This window comes from Caballeronia novacaledonica (assembly GCF_900258035.1).
GTDB classification, from domain to species: Bacteria; Pseudomonadota; Gammaproteobacteria; order Burkholderiales; family Burkholderiaceae; genus Caballeronia; species Caballeronia novacaledonica.
In genome coordinates this window covers 148,275-165,861 of the sequence record NZ_OGTP01000002.1, presented here as the reverse complement: position 1 = coordinate 165,861, position 17,587 = coordinate 148,275, and the positions used below count along the sequence as shown (strand labels likewise).

At 62.0% G+C, this 17,587-nt stretch carries 18 protein-coding genes; 9 read left to right on the top strand and 9 right to left on the bottom strand.

Annotation, left to right across the window (positions count from 1 at the left end):
- Nucleotides 1-17: 17 nt before the first annotated feature.
- Complete coding sequence (locus NOV72_RS04605; protein ID WP_106853691.1) at nucleotides 18-911, bottom strand: helix-turn-helix domain-containing protein; 894 nt, start codon at nucleotides 909-911, stop codon at nucleotides 18-20.
- A gap of 136 nt (nucleotides 912-1,047) precedes the next feature.
- On the opposite strand from NOV72_RS04605, the gene NOV72_RS04600 reads away from it, so the two are divergent.
- From NOV72_RS04600 to NOV72_RS04585, 4 genes are all read left to right on the top strand, one after another.
- Nucleotides 1,048-1,887: an SDR family NAD(P)-dependent oxidoreductase gene (locus tag NOV72_RS04600; protein WP_106853422.1), complete on the top strand. Its 840-nt coding sequence runs from the start codon at nucleotides 1,048-1,050 to the stop codon at nucleotides 1,885-1,887.
- A 60-nt stretch (nucleotides 1,888-1,947) separates the two neighbouring features.
- Entirely contained in the window at nucleotides 1,948-3,693 is a 1,746-nt protein-coding gene (locus NOV72_RS04595; protein ID WP_106853421.1) for an FAD-dependent oxidoreductase, read from the top strand.
- The gene (locus NOV72_RS04590) at nucleotides 3,690-4,025 is read left to right on the top strand and encodes an NIPSNAP family protein (protein WP_106853420.1); all 336 of its coding nucleotides are present in this window, start codon (nucleotides 3,690-3,692) and stop codon (nucleotides 4,023-4,025) included. Before NOV72_RS04595 ends, NOV72_RS04590 begins: the two co-directional genes overlap by 4 nt.
- Before the next feature lie 74 nt (nucleotides 4,026-4,099).
- Nucleotides 4,100-5,482 (top strand): MFS transporter, encoded by a 1,383-nt coding sequence (locus NOV72_RS04585; protein ID WP_106853419.1) that lies wholly within the window; start codon nucleotides 4,100-4,102, stop codon nucleotides 5,480-5,482.
- Here NOV72_RS04585 and NOV72_RS04580 read toward each other — a convergent pair.
- The 6 genes from NOV72_RS04580 to NOV72_RS04555 all read right to left on the bottom strand — a co-directional run bounded on the left by NOV72_RS04580 (nucleotide 5,455) and on the right by NOV72_RS04555 (nucleotide 9,942).
- Nucleotides 5,455-5,991, bottom strand: a complete 537-nt coding sequence (locus NOV72_RS04580) for an Ohr family peroxiredoxin (RefSeq protein WP_106853690.1) — start codon at nucleotides 5,989-5,991, stop codon at nucleotides 5,455-5,457. The two genes, NOV72_RS04585 and NOV72_RS04580, sit on opposite strands and share 28 nt — an antisense overlap.
- Before the next feature lie 28 nt (nucleotides 5,992-6,019).
- Entirely contained in the window at nucleotides 6,020-6,781 is a 762-nt protein-coding gene (locus tag NOV72_RS04575; RefSeq protein WP_106853418.1) for an SDR family oxidoreductase, read from the bottom strand.
- Between the two features lie 125 nt (nucleotides 6,782-6,906).
- On the bottom strand, nucleotides 6,907-7,914 hold the full coding sequence (locus tag NOV72_RS04570) for a LysR family transcriptional regulator (protein WP_106853417.1): 1,008 nt from the start codon (nucleotides 7,912-7,914) through the stop codon (nucleotides 6,907-6,909).
- A 77-nt stretch (nucleotides 7,915-7,991) separates the two neighbouring features.
- The gene (locus NOV72_RS04565) at nucleotides 7,992-8,399 is read right to left on the bottom strand and encodes a cupin domain-containing protein (RefSeq protein ID WP_106853689.1); all 408 of its coding nucleotides are present in this window, start codon (nucleotides 8,397-8,399) and stop codon (nucleotides 7,992-7,994) included.
- A gap of 38 nt (nucleotides 8,400-8,437) precedes the next feature.
- Entirely contained in the window at nucleotides 8,438-8,917 is a 480-nt protein-coding gene (locus NOV72_RS04560; protein ID WP_106853416.1) for a carboxymuconolactone decarboxylase family protein, read from the bottom strand.
- Between the two features lie 140 nt (nucleotides 8,918-9,057).
- Nucleotides 9,058-9,942, bottom strand: coding sequence for an RNA polymerase sigma-70 factor (locus NOV72_RS04555; protein WP_106853415.1), 885 nt, complete (start codon nucleotides 9,940-9,942; stop codon nucleotides 9,058-9,060).
- A gap of 121 nt (nucleotides 9,943-10,063) precedes the next feature.
- Here NOV72_RS04555 and NOV72_RS04550 point away from each other — a divergent pair, with 121 nt between their 5' ends.
- On the top strand, nucleotides 10,064-11,353 hold the full coding sequence (locus tag NOV72_RS04550) for an MFS transporter (protein WP_106853414.1): 1,290 nt from the start codon (nucleotides 10,064-10,066) through the stop codon (nucleotides 11,351-11,353).
- On the opposite strand, the gene NOV72_RS04545 is transcribed toward NOV72_RS04550, so the two are convergent.
- A complete protein-coding gene (locus NOV72_RS04545) occupies nucleotides 11,304-12,356 on the bottom strand; it encodes a helix-turn-helix domain-containing protein (RefSeq protein ID WP_106853413.1) in 1,053 nt (350 codons plus the stop codon). The two genes, NOV72_RS04550 and NOV72_RS04545, sit on opposite strands and share 50 nt — an antisense overlap.
- 274 nt (nucleotides 12,357-12,630) lie before the next feature.
- Between NOV72_RS04545 and NOV72_RS04540 the strand changes: the two genes are divergently transcribed.
- The gene (locus NOV72_RS04540; RefSeq protein ID WP_106853412.1) at nucleotides 12,631-12,927 is read left to right on the top strand and encodes a hypothetical protein; all 297 of its coding nucleotides are present in this window, start codon (nucleotides 12,631-12,633) and stop codon (nucleotides 12,925-12,927) included.
- Between the two features lie 288 nt (nucleotides 12,928-13,215).
- Nucleotides 13,216-14,589 (top strand): GntT/GntP/DsdX family permease, encoded by a 1,374-nt coding sequence (locus tag NOV72_RS04530; protein ID WP_106853411.1) that lies wholly within the window; start codon nucleotides 13,216-13,218, stop codon nucleotides 14,587-14,589.
- Between the two features lie 6 nt (nucleotides 14,590-14,595).
- Here the strand turns inward: NOV72_RS04530 and NOV72_RS04525 are convergent, their stop codons facing one another.
- Nucleotides 14,596-15,327: a GntR family transcriptional regulator gene (locus tag NOV72_RS04525; protein ID WP_245932900.1), complete on the bottom strand. Its 732-nt coding sequence runs from the start codon at nucleotides 15,325-15,327 to the stop codon at nucleotides 14,596-14,598.
- 171 nt (nucleotides 15,328-15,498) lie between these two features.
- Here NOV72_RS04525 and NOV72_RS04520 point away from each other — a divergent pair, with 171 nt between their 5' ends.
- Together NOV72_RS04520 and NOV72_RS04515 are read left to right on the top strand one after the other, a co-directional pair.
- Nucleotides 15,499-16,797 (top strand): MFS transporter, encoded by a 1,299-nt coding sequence (locus NOV72_RS04520; protein ID WP_106853410.1) that lies wholly within the window; start codon nucleotides 15,499-15,501, stop codon nucleotides 16,795-16,797.
- 57 nt (nucleotides 16,798-16,854) lie between these two features.
- A complete protein-coding gene (locus NOV72_RS04515; protein ID WP_106853409.1) occupies nucleotides 16,855-17,583 on the top strand; it encodes a maleate cis-trans isomerase family protein in 729 nt (242 codons plus the stop codon).
- The last annotated feature ends 4 nt before the right edge of the window (nucleotides 17,584-17,587 follow it).

The following is a 17,587-nucleotide window of genomic DNA, read 5'->3' as shown; positions in this document are numbered from 1 at the left end:
ACTTCGAAGCGGATCGACTATTGAATGGCCAGCGCCTTGTGCGCTTCGGCCTGAAACTGCGTCGGCGTGACGCCAGTCTGCTTGCGAAAATAGCGGCTGAAATAGGCGATGTCGGCAAAACCCAATCCATGCGCAATCTGCTTGACCGACATGCTCGAATAAACGAGATCCCGCTGTGCTTCGCGCACGAGATGTTCGTTGATCAGCGCAAGCGGCGAACTCGATATCTCGTCGCGGCAAATGCGCCCGAGTTGCGTGACGGTCATGCCGAGCTTGCGCGCATAGAAATCCACGGGATGATGCTCGCGAAAGTGCGCCGCGACCAATTCCCGGAAGCGTTTGATCTGTTGTGCGCGCCTTTCCGTCGATGCGACATTCGGCGCCGATGCGCTTTCACATAGCCGCGCGACATGCACGAAAAGTGCGATCAGGAGCGACATGCCCGCCGCCATGTGCCCGCGATTCGTCGCTCGAAATTCCCGCTCCAGCAATTCGACGATGGTCATGAATGCGCTTTCCTTCACGGACTGAGCATTGACTCGCGAGAGGCCCGCACGCTGCAACACCGGAATGAGTCCCGGCGCCGCGATCGATGCAAGCGCCTCGATCGATCTCTGCGCGACGGTCACGACGAGGCCATCGACGTTCGGCGCGAAGTTGAATCCATGCACGGTTTGCGCGGGCAGCACGATGACGCACGGCGGCAATATATCGATCATGCTGTTCTCGATCAGCACTTGCCCGCCGCCGTCGCGAATGTACAGAAATTGCAAGAGCGCGTCATGACGATGCGCGTCGATATGCCAGTCGTTCGGCGCGCTGCGTTCGGCAATCCATTCGAAGTTGAACGCGTCGTACCACGGCGGACGCGCCGATTCTCCGTACAAGTTGTAGTTAGGGATTTTCCTCATGTCGCGCGTCTCCTGATGCACAAATTGTCCTGTCGTCTGCCGCCTTTGTCCAATTTTTTATGCAAGGCCGTGAATATACTTTTTTCACAGGCAAGGCTATCAGCGCCTTTGCATCGAACTGACTCGGGAGACAAGGATGACTAATCAGGTCACGCGCGATCACAGCGCGTCGCATTGGCTCGCGCTCGAATCGAGCGTGTGTGTGGTGACGGGCGCGGCGGGCGGTATCGGGCGTGCGATTGCATCGACATTCGCCGAGGCAGGCGCTCGCCTCGCTCTGCTCGATCGCGATGAAGCGGGTTGTCATGAAGTAGCCGATGCGTTGCGCGCGAATGGCGTCGATGCGTTCGCCATTGCGTGTGATATCGGCGATGCGGCGAGCGTGAACCGCGCGCGCGATCAGGTCGAGCGAAAGTTCGGTCAAGTCGATGTGCTCGTGAACAACGCGGGCTTGTTGAGGGCGGGTGGAATCGAAGATATCGGGCTCGATGCATGGAACGCGATGCTTGCCGTCAATCTCACCGGCTACATGTTATGCGCACAGGCATTCGGGCGCGGCATGCTCTCGCGCGGCGCGGGCAGCATCGTGCATATCGCATCGGTGGCGGCGCATCACCCGCAAACCTGGAGCGGCGCATATAGCCCGAGCAAGGCGGGCATCGCGATGTTATCGCGCCAGATCGCCGCCGAATGGGGCGCGCGTGGCGTGCGCAGCAATACGGTCTGCCCGGGCATGATCCGCACGCCGCTTTCGAAGGCGTTTTATGAACAAGGCGATGTCGAAGCGCGCCGAAGCGCAATGACCGCGAGCAGGCGTATCGGCGAGCCATGCGATATCGCCGAGGTCGTGGCGTTTCTCGCGAGCCGGCGCGCCGCTTACGTGAACGGTGCAGAGCTTGCCGTCGATGGCGGCTTCGAATGCATGTTGATGGACCTCGTTCCGCGTCCCGGCTTCGAAGCCCCGCGCGCCGCCTGAAACACGGCCATTTCTTTCGCGGGTGTGCAAAGCGCCCGCTTCCAATCAAAGGACAACATCATGACTACGGCAACGCGGTCGTCCGATCTCGCTTGCGATGTGCTCGTGATCGGCTCGGGCGCCGGCGGCCTTTCGACGGCCATTACAGCGAAGAAGCAAGGGCTCGATGTGATCGTCGTCGAGAAGGAGGAATACTTCGGCGGCACGACCGCATTCTCGGGCGGCGTGTTGTGGATACCCGGCAATCGCCACGCGAAGGAAGCGGGCGTTAAAGATACCCGCGAAGCCGCGCTACAGTACATGCGTGGCGAGACCGGTGCAATGTACGACGAAGCCGCTGTCGATGCCTTTCTCGACAACGGCCCGCGCATGATCGATTTCTTCGAGCGCGAGACGTCCGTCGAATTTCTCTCGACGCTCTATCCCGACTATCATCCCGATGCACCGGGCGGTGTCGACGTGGGCCGCTCCGTCGTCGCCAAACCCTTCGATGCGCGCGAACTGGGCAAGGACATCGCGCGCCTTCGTCCGCCGCTCAAGACGATCACGTTCATCGGCATGATGTTCAATTCGTCGAGCGCGGATCTCGAGCACTTCTTCAACGCGACGAAATCGCTGGCATCGGCGTGGTATGTCGCGAAGCGGCTTGCGAGTCACATCAGAGAACTTGCGCTTTATAAACGCGGCGTGCAGATCACGAGTGGCAATGCCCTCGCCGCGCGTCTTGCGAAGTCCGCGCTCGATCTCGGCATTCCGATTTATACACGCACGGGTGCGAGGGAACTCGTCACTGTAAAGGGGCGCGTGACAGGCGCGATCGTGATTGCCAATGGACGCGAATCGCGCATCACGGCGCGGCGTGGTGTCGTGCTCGCGTGCGGTGGCTTCTCGCATGATGTCGCGCGCATCGCGAAGGCATATCCCCATCTGCGACGCGGCGGCGAACATGTATCGCCGGTGCCCGCAGGCAACACCGGCGACGGCGCACGCATGGCCGAACGCGTGGGCGGTCGCGTCGATATCCGCTATCCGCAGCCGGCCGCGTGGATGCCCGTTTCGCGCGTGCCGCTGAAGGACGGAAAATTTGGCGTGTTTCCGCATCTGCTCGATCGCTACAAGCCCGGCGTGATCGGTGTAACGCGTAGTGGCGTTCGTTTTACCAACGAATCGAATTCTTATCACGATGTCGGCGCGGCGATGATCGAAGCGTGCCGCGATGAAAAAGAAACGGCGATGTGGCTCGTCTGCGATCACGCGACGATTCGAAAGTATGGTCTCGGTTTCGCAAAGCCCGCCCCGATTCCACTCGGAGCGCACCTGAAGAGCGGCTATCTCGTCAAAGGCCGCACGCTTGCAGAACTCGCGCAGCACGCGGGCATCGATGCAACCGCTCTGGAAGCAACTGTCCGCGAGTACAACTGCGATGCCGCAAAAGGCAAGGACGCCGCATTCGGCCGCGGCAGCAGTTCGTTCAACCGCTATCTCGGTGATCCCGCGCACAAGCCGAATCCTTGTGTCGCACCTGTCGGCGATGGCCCGTACTACGCGCTCAAGATCGTGATGGGCGACCTCGGCACCTTCGACGGCATCGCGACGAATCCGCACGGCCAGGTCCTCAAGGGCCACGAGCCGATCCCCGGCCTTTATGCCGTCGGCAACGATCGCGCAAGCGTCATGGGCGGCAACTATCCCGGCGCGGGCATCACGCTCGGCCCGATCATGACCTTCGGCTATCTCACAGGATTGCATCTCGCAGGCCGCATCGATGCACGCGCGAGTTCCAGCGAATTGAGGAGCGCAGCATGAGCAATCCATTCATCGATCACCGCATCTATACGATCAAGCCGCGCGGCATGGCGGAATTCATCGACATATTCGATCGTCTTGCAATGCCGATACAACTCAAGTATCTCGGCGCACCTGTCGGCTTTTATATGAGCGATATCGGCGCGTTGAATCAGGTCGTGCATCTGTGGGGCTACGAGAGCATCGCCGATTACGACCAGCGACGCACCGCTCGCGACAACGATCCCGAATGGCCCGCTTATCTGCAGGCGTCGGCGCATCTGATCGTCGCGCAGGAGAGTCGAATCATCAAGCGCGTCGAGTTTAAAAGCCTCTCTCCCGCAGTGCGTTGAAACACCGAATAGCGGCACGACGAAGGCCGCATCCTTGCGATCGTTTTTAGATATCTGAATGGAGACATACCGATATGGAAAAGAACTTCGGGACCATCGAGGTCCAGAGCTTTATCGACGGCGAGCGCTTCTCGCCGTATCAATGGGTCATTCTGATTCTTTGCTTTCTCGTCGTCGCGGCCGATGGTTTCGACACGGCGGCCGTCGGATTCATCGCGCCGTCGTTGATCGGAGACTGGGGCATCACGCGCGCCGCGTTGGGGCCCGTGATGAGCGCGGCGCTCGTCGGCCTCGGTATCGGCGCGCTCGCGGCGGGACCCGCTGCCGATCGCATCGGACGCAAAGCCGTGCTCGCGCTTTCCGTCTTCTTCTTCGGCGTGTGGAGTCTCGCGTCGGCACAAGCGAGCTCGATCGAAACGCTAACCGCATGGCGCTTTCTCACGGGCCTCGGCCTCGGCGCGGCGATGCCCAACGCCGTCACGCTCATGTCGGAGTATGCGCCTGCACGCATTCGCGCGGTCGTCGTCAACACGATGTTCTGCGGCTTTTCCGTGGGCCTTTCTATCGGCGGGCTGTGCGCCGCGTGGCTCATACCGCATTTCGGCTGGCAAAGCGTGCTCGTCGCGGGCGGCCTCGGCCCGATCGTGCTCACCGTGTTGTTGCTCTTTCTGCTGCCTGAATCGGCGCAGTTCATGGTCGTGAGAAAGCGCTCCGCACAACATATCGCGCGCGTTCTTCGACGCATCTCGAACGATTCACGTCTCGCCGAAGGCGCGGGCGTCACATTCATCGCCGCCGATACGCATACCGCCGGCGCCGATAAGTCCGCACTCGGACTCATCGTCTCGCGGCCCTATCGATTCGGCACATCGATGTTATGGCTCGCGTATTTCATGGGGCTGCTGATCTTCTATCTGCTCACTAACTGGTTGCCGACGCTCTTCAAAGACGCCGGATTCTCCGCCGAACGCGCCGCGCTCACGACATCGCTCTTTCCGCTCGGCGGAATTCTCGGCAACCTGTGCCTCGGCTGGGTGATGGACAAGGCCAATCCGCGACGCGTCAACGCATGCGCATACGTCTTCGCAGCAGTGCTGGTTCTGACGATCGGACGCGGCGTCGCGGATCAGTTCTGGCTTGCCGTGCTTATCTTCCTGACGGGAACGGCGGTGACGAGCGCGGTCACGTCGATGTCGGCCCTCGCGGCATCGTTCTATCCGACGCGCAGCCGCGCAACCGGCGTTGCATGGATGCTCGGCATCGGACGCATGGGCGCGGTCGCGGGCGCGATGACCGGCGGTCTTCTCATGAGCATGGGCCTGCAATTCGGCGCGGTCTTCACACTGCTCGCAATTCCGGCGATCGTTGCCGCGTTGGCACTGGGCGCGTTGAGCCGGCGCGATGCATCGCCCGAAGCGAGCGAACTCGATCACGAGGTGGGCGTGCCTGCCGAATGAGGCGTGGAATCGCTAATGGTTGCAAGCGCAACTATATTGACGATGCCCTTGCGTGTCATTTTCGTATAAGGGCAAAAGCGCTCGGTGTTGCGCACGAGTTCTTCAGCCACCGCGCGTTCGATGCCGGGCATTCGAACGCACGTGTGCGCGGTGAGCACGAAGAGCCCGTCCATCGGATCGCGGCTGAACTCGATCGTGACGGATACGCTCACGCCCTCCGCCACAATGCCCGCGCGCGCGGCCAGCAAGACCAGCGCGCCATGAAAGCACGCGGCATAGCCTGCGGCAAACAACTGCTCGGGGTTCGTGCCGCCGCCGGGACCACCGAGCGCTTGCGGCATGCGCAGATCGAGGTCGAGATCGCCGTCGTCCGAACGCGCCACGCCCGAGGCGCGGCCGTGGTTTGCATCTCCGCCCGTGACGGTGACCGTCGTCGAGTACAGCGGTTGCACGTCGCGGCCCTCGTACTTGTCGAGCATGCTGACGGGCGGCGGACGGAGCGGCTCCATGACGGCCTCTTTCTCTGCGATCGATCGCTCAATGCGCGGCTTGCGATTGCGCTTGCTCGAACCATGCATCGAAGTCGATTCCGCCGAGATGCGCTTGCGCGCCGGGCAGCAACGTGTCCGCTGCGAGCCGCGCGCCGAAGTAATGCGCGCTTTCGTCGGCGATGACCGTCCGTGGATCGCCCGCCGCTTTGAAATAGCGCTGCATGAGATCGGAAAGGCGCGACTTCTCCGGACCCGCAATCTCGACCACACCGTTCAACGGTGCATTGACGGCACGATCCGCAACGGCAATCGCGACATCGTCTGAAGCGATCGGCTGAATATACGCGTCCGAAAGATACACCGCGTTTTCATTGGCGCTCGCTTTCGCAATGCCGCCGAGGAACTCGAAGAACTGCGTCGATTGAACGATGGTGTATGGCACGCCCGATTCGCGAATCAGCTTCTCCTGCGCGATCTTGCCGCGAAAATAGCCGCTTTGCGCGAGACGATCCGTGCCGACGACCGAAAGCGCCACATGATGCGCGACGTCTGCTGCCCTCTCCGCAGCGAAGAGGTTACGCCCAGAGGTTTCGAAGAACTCGAGCACGGCCTTGTCTTCGAACGAAGGCGAGTTAGCCACATCGACCACCACGCGCGCATTCTGCAGCGCATCTTTCAGGCCCTTGCCCGTCATCGTATCGACGCCCGATGCGGGCGACGCGGCAATCACCTCGTGTCCGCGCGCACGCAAGTTCTTCACGACCTTGCTGCCGATGAGTCCGCTTCCGCCTATCACGACGATCTTCATGATGTTCTCCTTTAAAGCGATGCGCAAAAGGCACCGCGCTCATCGCTCATAAGTGATGCATCGTAGATGCGCGCGCCCGCATTGGGTAGCGCTGTCGGCGGACGCGCCGTGTTGCCTTCAATGCATCAATCGGCCGTAGCGAGCGCAGAAGAAGTTGCTGTCGTCATGCCGGACGTCAGGCAATGCAGATCGAGCGCGCGAGTATGCTCGGTCATGTAATCGACGAATACACGCACACGCGCGGGCAGATGCTTGCGGCTGAGATAGCAGAGATAGTGACCGCCGTCATCGGGTGCATGTTGCGAGAGGCATAAGACGAGGCGCCCTGCCTTGAGCGAATCGCACACGAGATAGGCGGGCAGTTGCGCGATGCCCTGCCCGTCGAGCACGGCTTGCAGCATCAGGTCTATGTCGTTGAACGTTTGCTTCGCCTTGAGCGAGCGCCTGTGCGCATAGCCGTCGACCTTGAATTCCCAGTCGGCGATACGTCCCGCCGATGTGCGGAAATTAATGCAGCGATGCTTTTCGAGGTCATCGACATGCCGAGGCAATCCGTGTTCGCGCACATATTCCTGTGACGCACACACGACAATCTGCATCGGGATCAATTGCTTTGCGACGACTTCGCTGTCTTCCATATGACCGTCGCGGAAAGCAACATCGACGCGCTCGGCAGTGAAATCGCACGGACGATCACTGAGCACCAGTTCCAGTGCAATGTCAGGATAACGCGCGTTGAAACCGGACAGAAGCGGCGCGACAACCCTGCGGCCGAAACCCGGCGCCGATGCGACACGTAAATGTCCGCGCGGCGGCCCGCTGCGCAACTCGCGCATGTCTTCGAGCGCCTGCACGATACGCTCGACGCCCGGCTGACAGTTCTTGTAGAAGAGTTCACCCTCGCGCGTCAACGACGTGCTGCGCGTGGTGCGAAGAAAGAGACGGGCATCGAGCTGTGCTTCCAGCTTCTGCACGTTGCGGCTGACCGCGGAACGCCCGATGCCCAGGCGATCGCTCGCTCTCGCGAAGCTGCCTTCATTGGCGACCGCAAGAAAAGAAACGACCCCCGCATAACTCGTCACGAAGCTATAGGCGAGAGAATCGTCGGAATGACACACAAGTTCTGATGGCATGGCGGCACGAAGCGTAGTGGCTCTGTATCACAAGACGTTCGCGCGCAGTACTTTGTGACACGCCATGCTCGATTTTTTTATTTCGTCGGCGTGAAAACCGGTTTGCCCTTGTCTTTCAGAAGCAACACGATGAACTTCGCGCGCTTCGTCTTGCTGGCGTTGCGGCCCACGGTGTGGATATCTTCAGGGCCTTCATAAAAGGTATCGCCGGCTTTGAGCGTCACGGGCTCGCCGCCCTGAAGCTGCATGACGATCGTGCCTTCGAGCACGTACACGTATGCATGCGCATCGTGACGATGCACCGGATCGACCGCGCCCGGCGGATATTCGACGCTGATCATCAGCGCTTCCTTGCCCGGATATTCGGGCAGCGGTTTCGTCATGAGCTCCTTGACGATGGCCTGTGGCGCCGCCTGCGCCGTGTTCGCGACGAGCGCCGCGCATCCGAAGACGAGCGTGAGTCCCACGCGTTTGATGCTGTGCATGATCCGTTCTCCCATGATCGAATGACGGCGCGAATACATTACGACAGGTTCGCCTTGTCGAGGCCGAAAACCTTGTCGGACGAACCAGGCACCGTCTGGAATGCGACATTCGCACGATTCCATCCGTTGATCGCCATGATGGCGTAGGTCAGGTCGGACAGTTCCTTCTCCGAGAGCTGCCCGCGCACGCGTCCATATAGTTCGTCGGAGACGCCGTGTTCGGGAATGCGCGTCAGCACTTCGGTCCACGCGAGCGCGGCGCGTTCGCGCGGAGAAAACAGCGTCGATTCCCGCCAGATCGCCACGTGATGCGTGCGCAATTCGCGCTCGCCGTGAATCTTTGCTTCCTTCACATGCATATCGACGCAAAAGGCGCAGCCATTTATCTGCGATGCGCGAAGCGTCACGAGGTCAAGCGTGGTGCGCTCGATCGAGCACTCCTGCAAGGCCTGGCTAAAGTCATAGAACTTCTTGAACAGTTCGGGCGATTGCTGCACGTAGTTGATTCGCTGCGTCATGATGACTCCATCCGTGGTTGAAGACGCCGCCGGCACGTCGCGGTCGGCATGGATGTCATCGTATGTTTGCCGAGCTTTTCACGGTAGACACGCGCACGTGCGCACGCTATTGCCTCGCGCGCATCAATCTCCGCCGCAACTCACGAGGCCTTGCCGTAACGCGCCGCGATGCGTTCGAGTTTCTCCGGGTTGCGCTGCACCTGAATTTGCACGATGCGTTCGTCTTCGATCTCGTATGTCTGAGCGGATTCGAGCTTGCCCTCGATGAAGCGCAAGAGCGCCCATTGGCCGTTGAGCATGACGAATTCAATACGCACGCCCTTTCCATAGCGCAGAAAACTTGCATAGAAAAGCTGTGCAATGCGCTTGCCGCCGAGTAGCGGCTTCGGAAAGCTTTGCACGTGGCCGCCGCCATCGCCGACGAGCGTCGCGTCGTCAGAAAGCATCGCGTGAATGGCCGCGAAATCGCCGTGTTCGATCGCGAGCGCGAATGCGTGCAGCAAACGCCTGTGAATTTCGCGCGGCACGGAACGGCGCGGGCGTTCTTCGCGCAGTTGTGCCTTGGCGCGGCTCACGAGTTGCCGGCACGTGGCTTCCGTTTTGCCGATGATGCTCGCGACCTCCGGATAATCGGCATCGAAAACTTCGCGCAGCAGGAACGCCGCGCGTGCCTCGGGTGTCAGTCGTTCGAGCAGCATCAGAAACGCGACCGATACATCGTCCGCGCGTTCCGTGACTTCTTCGGGCGTCGCGGGCGGCTCCGTGATCTGCGGCTCGGGCAGCCATATGCCCGCGTAATGTTCGCGCTGCACTTTCGCGGCACGCAGCCGGTCGATCGAATGGCGCGTCGTGACGGCGACGAGCCAGGCCTCCGCATTTTCGATGGCTTCACGCGCCGCTGCATGCCAGCGCAGCCATACATCCTGCACGATGTCTTCCGCCTCGGCGACCGAACCGAGCATGCGATATGCGATGCCCTGCAAGCGCGGGCGCAGCCGGTCGAATTCGCGTGTGGCGTCGTCCATGATTGAAAGCGGCAAATAAGCTGATCGTATATTACTCGCGCGTATTAATTATTGAATCCGGCGAAACAACGAAAGATATGAGCAATATGGCCGTTAATATTGCTTCACTCTCCGTTTATTCATGACCGACATCGAACATCGAAAATCGTCTGCGAATCTGACCCGCATCATCGTCGCGACGGTGATCAGCAACGGCTTCGTCGCCTATGACTTCACCGTGTACGGCTTCTCCGCGGCGATCATCGGACGGTTATTCTTTCCCGCGCACGACGCCGCTTCGTCGCTGTTGCTGTCGCTCGCGACCTTCGGCGCGGGCTTCGTGACGCGTCCGCTCGGCGCGATGCTGATCGGCCGATACGCGGACCGGCGCGGCCGCGAAGCCGGCATGCGGCTGTCGATCGCTTTGATGGCGGCGGGCACGTGGCTTATCGCATGCCTGCCGACGCACGCGATGATCGGCGCAAGCGCAAGCGTGCTGATCGTGTTCGCGCGGCTTCTGCAAGGGTTTGCGGCGGGCGGCGAGATCGGCCCGGCGTCCGCGCTGTTGATGGAGTCCGTGCCCTACGAACGACGCTGCTTCATGGTCAGTTGGCGCGGTGCGAGCCAGGGCGCGGCCGCATGCGCGGCGGCGCTCGTCGGCGCGTGCACGTCCGCGTTGCTGTCGCACGAGCAACTCGCGCAATGGGGCTGGCGCGTGCCCTTCGTCATCGGCGGATTGATCGCGCCGCTCGGATGGTTTCTTCGTCGCGTACCGGGCGACGCATCGGTATCAAAACCGCGTCCTGCACGCACGCCGCTTTCGATCGTCCTGCGCGAACATGCACGCCCGCTCGCGTGCGGCATTTTGATGATGGCCGCGCCTTCCTCCAGCATCTACGTTGCCGTGTTGTACATGCCGAGCTATCTCACGCACACGTTGCGACGTCCGCCGGCGATGAGCTTCCTGATCGCGTCGCTCTCGGGCCTCGTGATTCTCGTCGTCACGCCGCTCGTCGCGCTCGCTGCCGATCGCCTGATGAGCCGCAAGACGCTGCAATACGCGTCGCTGGTCGGCGCGCTCGCGACGGCCTATCCCGCGTTTCATGCGCTGACGCAAGGCGCATCGGATACGCTCGCGCTCGTGATCATCTTGTTGTATGTCGCCATCGCGCTCAACAACGCGGGCGCGGGCTCGGTGCTCATGCTCGAAGCCTTCCCGAAGCATCGGCGCGCGGCGAGTCTCTCGGTGATCTACACGTTCGGCGTCGTCATCTTCGGCGGGTTCTCTCCCTTCGCGGTCGCATGGCTCATCGGCGCGACCGGCAGCGTGATGACGCCCGCGTGGTACCTGCTCGCCGCGAATGGCGTGACGCTCTTCGCGCTCAGCCGCTTCCCCGAACGCCCCGTGAATGCGCGGCGTGCATGCGCATGACGGGATCGTTGGCCGCCGCGTGCAACAGGTCCAGCGCGCGCAGACGCATTTCCAGCGGACTCACGTCGAACGCGCGACGAAACGCACGCGTGAAGTCCGATGCGCTCTTGAAGCCGAGCCCGAACGCGATATCGGTGATCTGCAGATTCGGAAACCGCGCGAGTTCGTCGGCTGCCTCTCGCAAACGGCGATGCCGGATGTACGCGCCGAGGCCGCCTTCCTGCTCGAACCATCGATAGATCGTCGCGCGCTTCAGGCCGAGTGCATCGACGATCTTCGTCGGCGTGAGATCGGCTTCGTGGAGATGCGTTTCGACATAACGCTTCACCTGTTTTTTCACCGCCGCTTGCAGCGCGGCGCGCGAATCGTGCAATGCATGCGGTTTGTCGGCGAATGCCGCGAGCAGGAGTTGCGCGCCGGCATCGAACGCGTCGATGGCGTCGGGACGTTTGAGCGTCGGCAGTTCGCGTGCGGTGGCATCGAAATGCTGGAAAACGAAGCGCGCGAGCGGCGCGTTCTCGGGCACGACGCGGCCATGCAGCGCATCGCAATCGTCGATATGCACGGCCACGACCGAACGCGGCAGGAACATCGTCAACACGCGGCACGCCGGACGTTCGATGCGAAAGCGCTGATTCAGATCGAACGCGACGATGCCGCGCAGCGAGCCCGGCGCACTGCGCTTCACGTTCAGGCCGCTGACATGGCCGGACTCGCCTTCCGCATAGACGTGAAACGCGAAGTCGCGGCGCGTGTCGGTCGAGACGCGCGCGATCGATCGCTCGAGCACCATTGCCTCGGTGCGCGCTTCGGTGAACACGAGGCCGCCCGCCGCATGAAGATCGATGCTGCCCGCAAAACCGCGTGCGATTTGATCGTTGTCGGGCAAGACATCGACGACATGCCCGACGCGCTCGCGCCATGCAAGCAGTTGGCGTTCGCGCGGCACGTCCTGCGTCGAGAATCGCGTGGATAGCACGGATGGATCTGAGTCGGCGGGCATGGTCGATGGTCGGATTCGGTCCGGATTGTCCTTTCGATCGGTGGCTGGCGCACGATGCGCGCCAGCAAATGAGACGCATGGTAAAGCGTATTCGAAATGCCGGTATATCGTGCTGGACGAGGAGCAGCGTGTGCGGCGTCGCGGGCGGTTCAGGTCGGCGATTCCTTGCCGCCATCCCGCTGTCACATCGCTGTCTCCCACTCATGCGGTTTACGGCTGACTTAGACCAAAAACACAGCCGCGTGCCGCAAAAAGGGCGTTTCGGGGCGTCAAAATGGAAAAGTCGAAAGTCTTGCAAGCCGGGCGCGCCGCGCTCACCGCGCGAGCGGCGCTCAAGCCCGCGCGCGTCGCGGATGCACAGCTCGATCATATCGAGCGCATGATCCGTTCGGCCGCTGTAGCGGGCAATCAGAAGGCGCTGGCCTGTCTCGATCGCGCCTACTGGAAAAGGCGGCTCGCCGCACTCGGCGACGAAAACGATCTCGTGTCCACGCAACGCGCCCGCGTCCTGCGGCTGTTCGATCTCCTTGCGCAAGATCACGCCGACGGCTCCGGCAAAGTCGCCGCGTAGTGTCCGCGGGACGCGCATGCGGAATGCAAAACACAAAAAAGCATTCTGAATGCAGAACGCAAAATGCCCGCAACGAGCGGCAAGCCGATTGCAAGGCCAGCCTGAGAGAGCACGAACGTCGCGCGGTCGTTTTTGACCGGCGACTCGAAAAGTGCTATTACGACGGGGCTTCGCGTCCCGCGCATGCCTCGCAAAGTACCAAAGAGAACGCGAGACCATGCGCGGGACGCGAAAGCTTCTCGTAATCGCATCGGCAGTCAAGGCGATGCGCGTCAGCTCAAGGTCAACGTGAATCCCGCCACTCTCGCTCCCTGGTCCGCCCACGACACACAACTGCTGATCGCCTGCGCGCTCGGCCTCGCGATCATCATCGTTTCCATCAGCGTGCTCAAGCTCGCGCCGTTCCTGTCCATTCTCGTGGGCACGTTCGCGGCGGGCTTCACCGCGCATCAACCGCTCGAAGCGATCGCGCAAGCGTTCAGCAAGGGCGCCGGCGCGCTGCTCGGCGACGTCGGCATCATCATCGCGCTCGGCGCCATGCTCGGCGCGCTGATGGCCGAGTCCGGCGCCGCCGACCGGCTCGTCACCACGCTACTCGATCATTCGACGCCGCGCCGCCTGCCGTGGATGATGGCGTTCGTCGCGATCATCGTCGGCTTGCCGCTCTTCTTCGAAGTCGGGCTCGTGATGATGGTGCCGATCATCTTCGTGATGGCGCGCCGCGCGAAGCAGCCGATCCTGCGTATCGCGATACCCGCGCTCGCCGGCATGACGACGCTGCATGCATTACTGCCGCCGCATCCCGGCCCGCTGATCGCGGTGAGCGCGCTGCATGCCGATCTCGGCCTGACGCTCGGGCTGGGTCTCATCGTCGCGTTGCCCGCCGTGATTCTCGCGGGCCCGCTCTACGGCATGTGGCTGTCGAAACGTTTGCATATCGAAGAGCCCGAGGAGATGGGCAAGCTTTTCACGGCGCATGAAGACGGTGCATCGACGCCGGGCTTTGCGATCTCGCTGGTGACGATCCTGCTGCCCGTCGTGATGATGCTCGGCCGCACCGTCGCCAAACTCGCGCTCACGAAGGACACGCTGCTCTACGACACGCTCGATTTCGTCGGGGAACCGCTCGTCGCGCTGGCGTTGACGGTGCTCTTCGCGATCGTGATGCTCGGCTGGTCGCGCGGCATGGCGCGCGAACGCGTGGGCGGCATCCTGCGCAAGAGCCTGCCGCCGATCGCGGCGCTCCTGCTCACGATCGGCGCGGGCGGCGGCTTGAAGCAGATGCTCGTCAACGCGGGCATCAGCGCGACCATCGGCAAGATCGCGGTCGGCACGCATCTGCCGCTGATCCTGCTCGCGTGGCTGATCGCGGTCGCGCTGCGTCAGGCGACCGGCTCGGCGACCGTCGCCACGACGACCACGGCGGGTATCGTCGCGCCCGTCGTCGGCGGACTCACGGCGACGCACAATTCGCTGATGGCGCTCGCGATCGGCGCGGGCTCGGTGTTTTTCTGCCACGTCAACGACGCGGGTTTCTGGATGGTGCGCGAATACTTCGGGCTCAAGCTGAAGCACACGGTCGCGGTGTGGTCCGTGTTGCAGACGATCGTCTCCGTGGTAGGACTCGTGCTGACGCTCGTGTTGTGGAGCGTGCTGACGTAAGGGCGATCAGCCCGACGCTCCCTCGCGCGCGAGATCGCCGATTCGCGCGGCGGGTGCGTCGCGTTTCGTGCGTTCGAGGACGGCGAGCACTTCGCGCGCCGTGTTCTCCGAATGCTCGCGCAGAATCGCCGGCAGACCTTCGCGCGCGGGATGTTCGAGCGCGGCCAGAATGGCTTCGTGCTCGCTCGCGGATTCGGCCCAGCGCAACGTGTCCGCATTCGCCGCGCCGCGCGCCCGATGCACCTTCGACATCAACGTCGAATAGACAGAAGCGAGCACGGGATTGTCGGCGGCGTCGACGATCATCTGGTGGATCTGCTGATTCAGCTTGAAGTATTCGGCGCGCTTGCCGGCGTCGTGACACTCCACCATCCGCCGATGCCTCGCCGCGATCGCCGCGATTTCCGTGTTCGTGATGCGCCGCTGCACCAGTTCGCCCGCCATGGCTTCGAGGCCGTGAAGCAGTTCGAACGTGGCGGCGAGGTCGTCGAGATCGATCTCCGCGACGCGATAACCGATGTACTGCCGATGCGTCACGCGCCCCTCCGACACCAGCACCTTCAGCGCCTCGCGCAGGGGTGTCTTCGAGACGTCGAACGCGCTGCTCAGTTCCTTTTCGTCGATGCGCGCGCCGGGCGGCAGCTCGCCCTCGTCGATCATGTCGCGCAGGCGCGCGGCGATCTCCGCAGCCATGCCGCGCGTGCGCAAAAGAAGGGGGCTTTTCGTGGTCTGGTTCATTGCAGTGCAAGCTTATCACGAAGTTGGTGAAAACCCTGCACCAAGATCTGGCAGATCAAATTTCAATAAAACCAATCGTTTACACTGTTTGTAATTATAAATTTCTAATCCTATACTCTGTTCAACGTTGCGCGACGTCACGAAAACATCCGCCTATCCAGGAGCCCGTACATGTCTTCAACATCCGGTGTTGCCGCATTGACGGTGGGCAAATCCACCGTTCGCTGGAAGATTTTCGTCGTCATGCTGAGCCTCATCGCGATCAACTACATCGACCGCGCGTCGCTGTCCGTCGCGATGCCGCTCATATCCAAAGAGTTCGATATCGGCCCGGCGATGGAGGGGCTCATCCTCTCCTCCTTCTTCTGGACCTACGCGCTGATGCAGATTCCCGGCGGCATGCTCGCCGACCGCTTCAAGCCGCGCATCGTGATCGCGTCCGCCACTGTGTTCTGGGGTTTTTTCCAGGCGATCGCGGCGCTCTGCACGAACGCGCCGGGCCTGCTCCTCACGCGTCTCGGACTAGGCGCGTCCGAAGCGCCGATTTATCCCGCAGGCGGCAAGCTCAACGCGATCTGGATGACGCAAACCGAGCGCGGCCGCGGCGCGACGCTGCTCGACGGCGGCGCCCCGCTCGGCGCGGCGCTGGGCGCGATTCTGATCACCGGGCTCATCGCGACGCTCGGCTCGTGGCGGCTCGCATTCGCGGTGGCCGGCATCGGCACGGTGCTCGCGGGCGTCCTCGCCTGGTTTTATGTACGCAATACACCACGCGAGCATCCGGGCGTGAACGAACTCGAAGCGGCGTATATCGAGGAATCGCATGCCCGCGACGCCGCCGCCGAGCCTTCGTCGCTGTCGGGCCGCACGCGCGATTTCTTTAAGTACCGCTCGGTGTGGTGCATGTTCTTCGGCTGGATGTGCTTCAACAGCGTGTTCTACGGCCTGCTTACGTGGATGCCCAACTATCTGCACATGGTCCACGGCTTCGACATCAAGCAGATGGGCGGTTCGAGCTTCATCATCTTTTTCAGCGGCTTCATCGGCGAGTTGATCGGCGGATGGATCGCGGACAAGTGGAAGGCCGCCGGCGGCCGTCCGAATGTCGTGATGCGTACGCTCTTCGGCATCGCGGCGGTCATCGCGACCGTGTCGATCTTCTCGGTGGCGTATGTGACGAATGCGGTCGCGGTCGTCGCCCTGCTTTCGACGACGCTCTTCTTTCTGCGCTGGTGCGGACTCTACTGGTGCATTCCGTCGTCGCTCGGCACACGCAACAAGATCGGCTTTCTCGGTGGCTTCATGAATCTCGGCGGCAATATCGGCGGCGTCGCGGTGCCGATCATCGTCGGCGCGATCGTGCAATTCACGCACTCGTACTTCCTCGCGCTGATGTTCTTCGCGGCGGCCGGCGTCGGCTTGCTCGTGTGCTCCAGCGCCATCGATTACGAAAAGAAGATTCCCGTCTGAGTGGAATCGGCAGTTCACGCAGCAACGCTTCGCTCAATTCACACAAGAGATATCACGATGAAAAAACGCACTCTGCTCGGCATGCTCACGCCTTCGTCCAACACGTCGCTCGAACCGCTGACGAGCGCGATGGTGTCGAACCTGCCCGGCGTCTCCGCGCATTTCGCGCGCTTTCCGGTGACGGAGATCTCGCTCTCCGATCAGGCGCTCGGCCAGTTCGACGATTCGAAGATCCTGCAAGCGGCGCAATTGCTCGCCGATGCGAAAGTGGATGTGATCGCATGGAACGGGACGTCTTCGGGCTGGCTCGGCTTCGAGGCCGACGAGCGCCTGTGCCGGCGCATCACCGAAGCGACGGGCATTCCCGCGACGACCTCCGTGCTCGCCTTGAACGAGATCCTGAAGAAGACCGGCGCGCGCGAGTTCGGTCTCGTCACGCCCTATCTCGACGATGTCCAGGAAAAGATCATCGCGAACTATCGGAGCGAAGGTTTGAACTGCATCGCGGAGCGGCACCTGAACCTGAAGGTCAACTTCTCGTTCTCGGAAGTCGCGCCCGATGAAATTCGCCGCATGGTGCGCGAAGTGGCGAAGGACAAGCCGCGCGCGATCTCGATCTTCTGCACCAATCTGAACGCCGCGCATCTCGTGCCCGAGCTCGAAGAAGAAACCGGCATTCCCATCTACGACACGATCACGACCGTCGTATGGAAATCGCTGCAACTCGCCGATTACGACACGCGCAACGTCAAGGGCTGGGGACGTCTCTTCAGCGAAGTCGTCTAAGGAG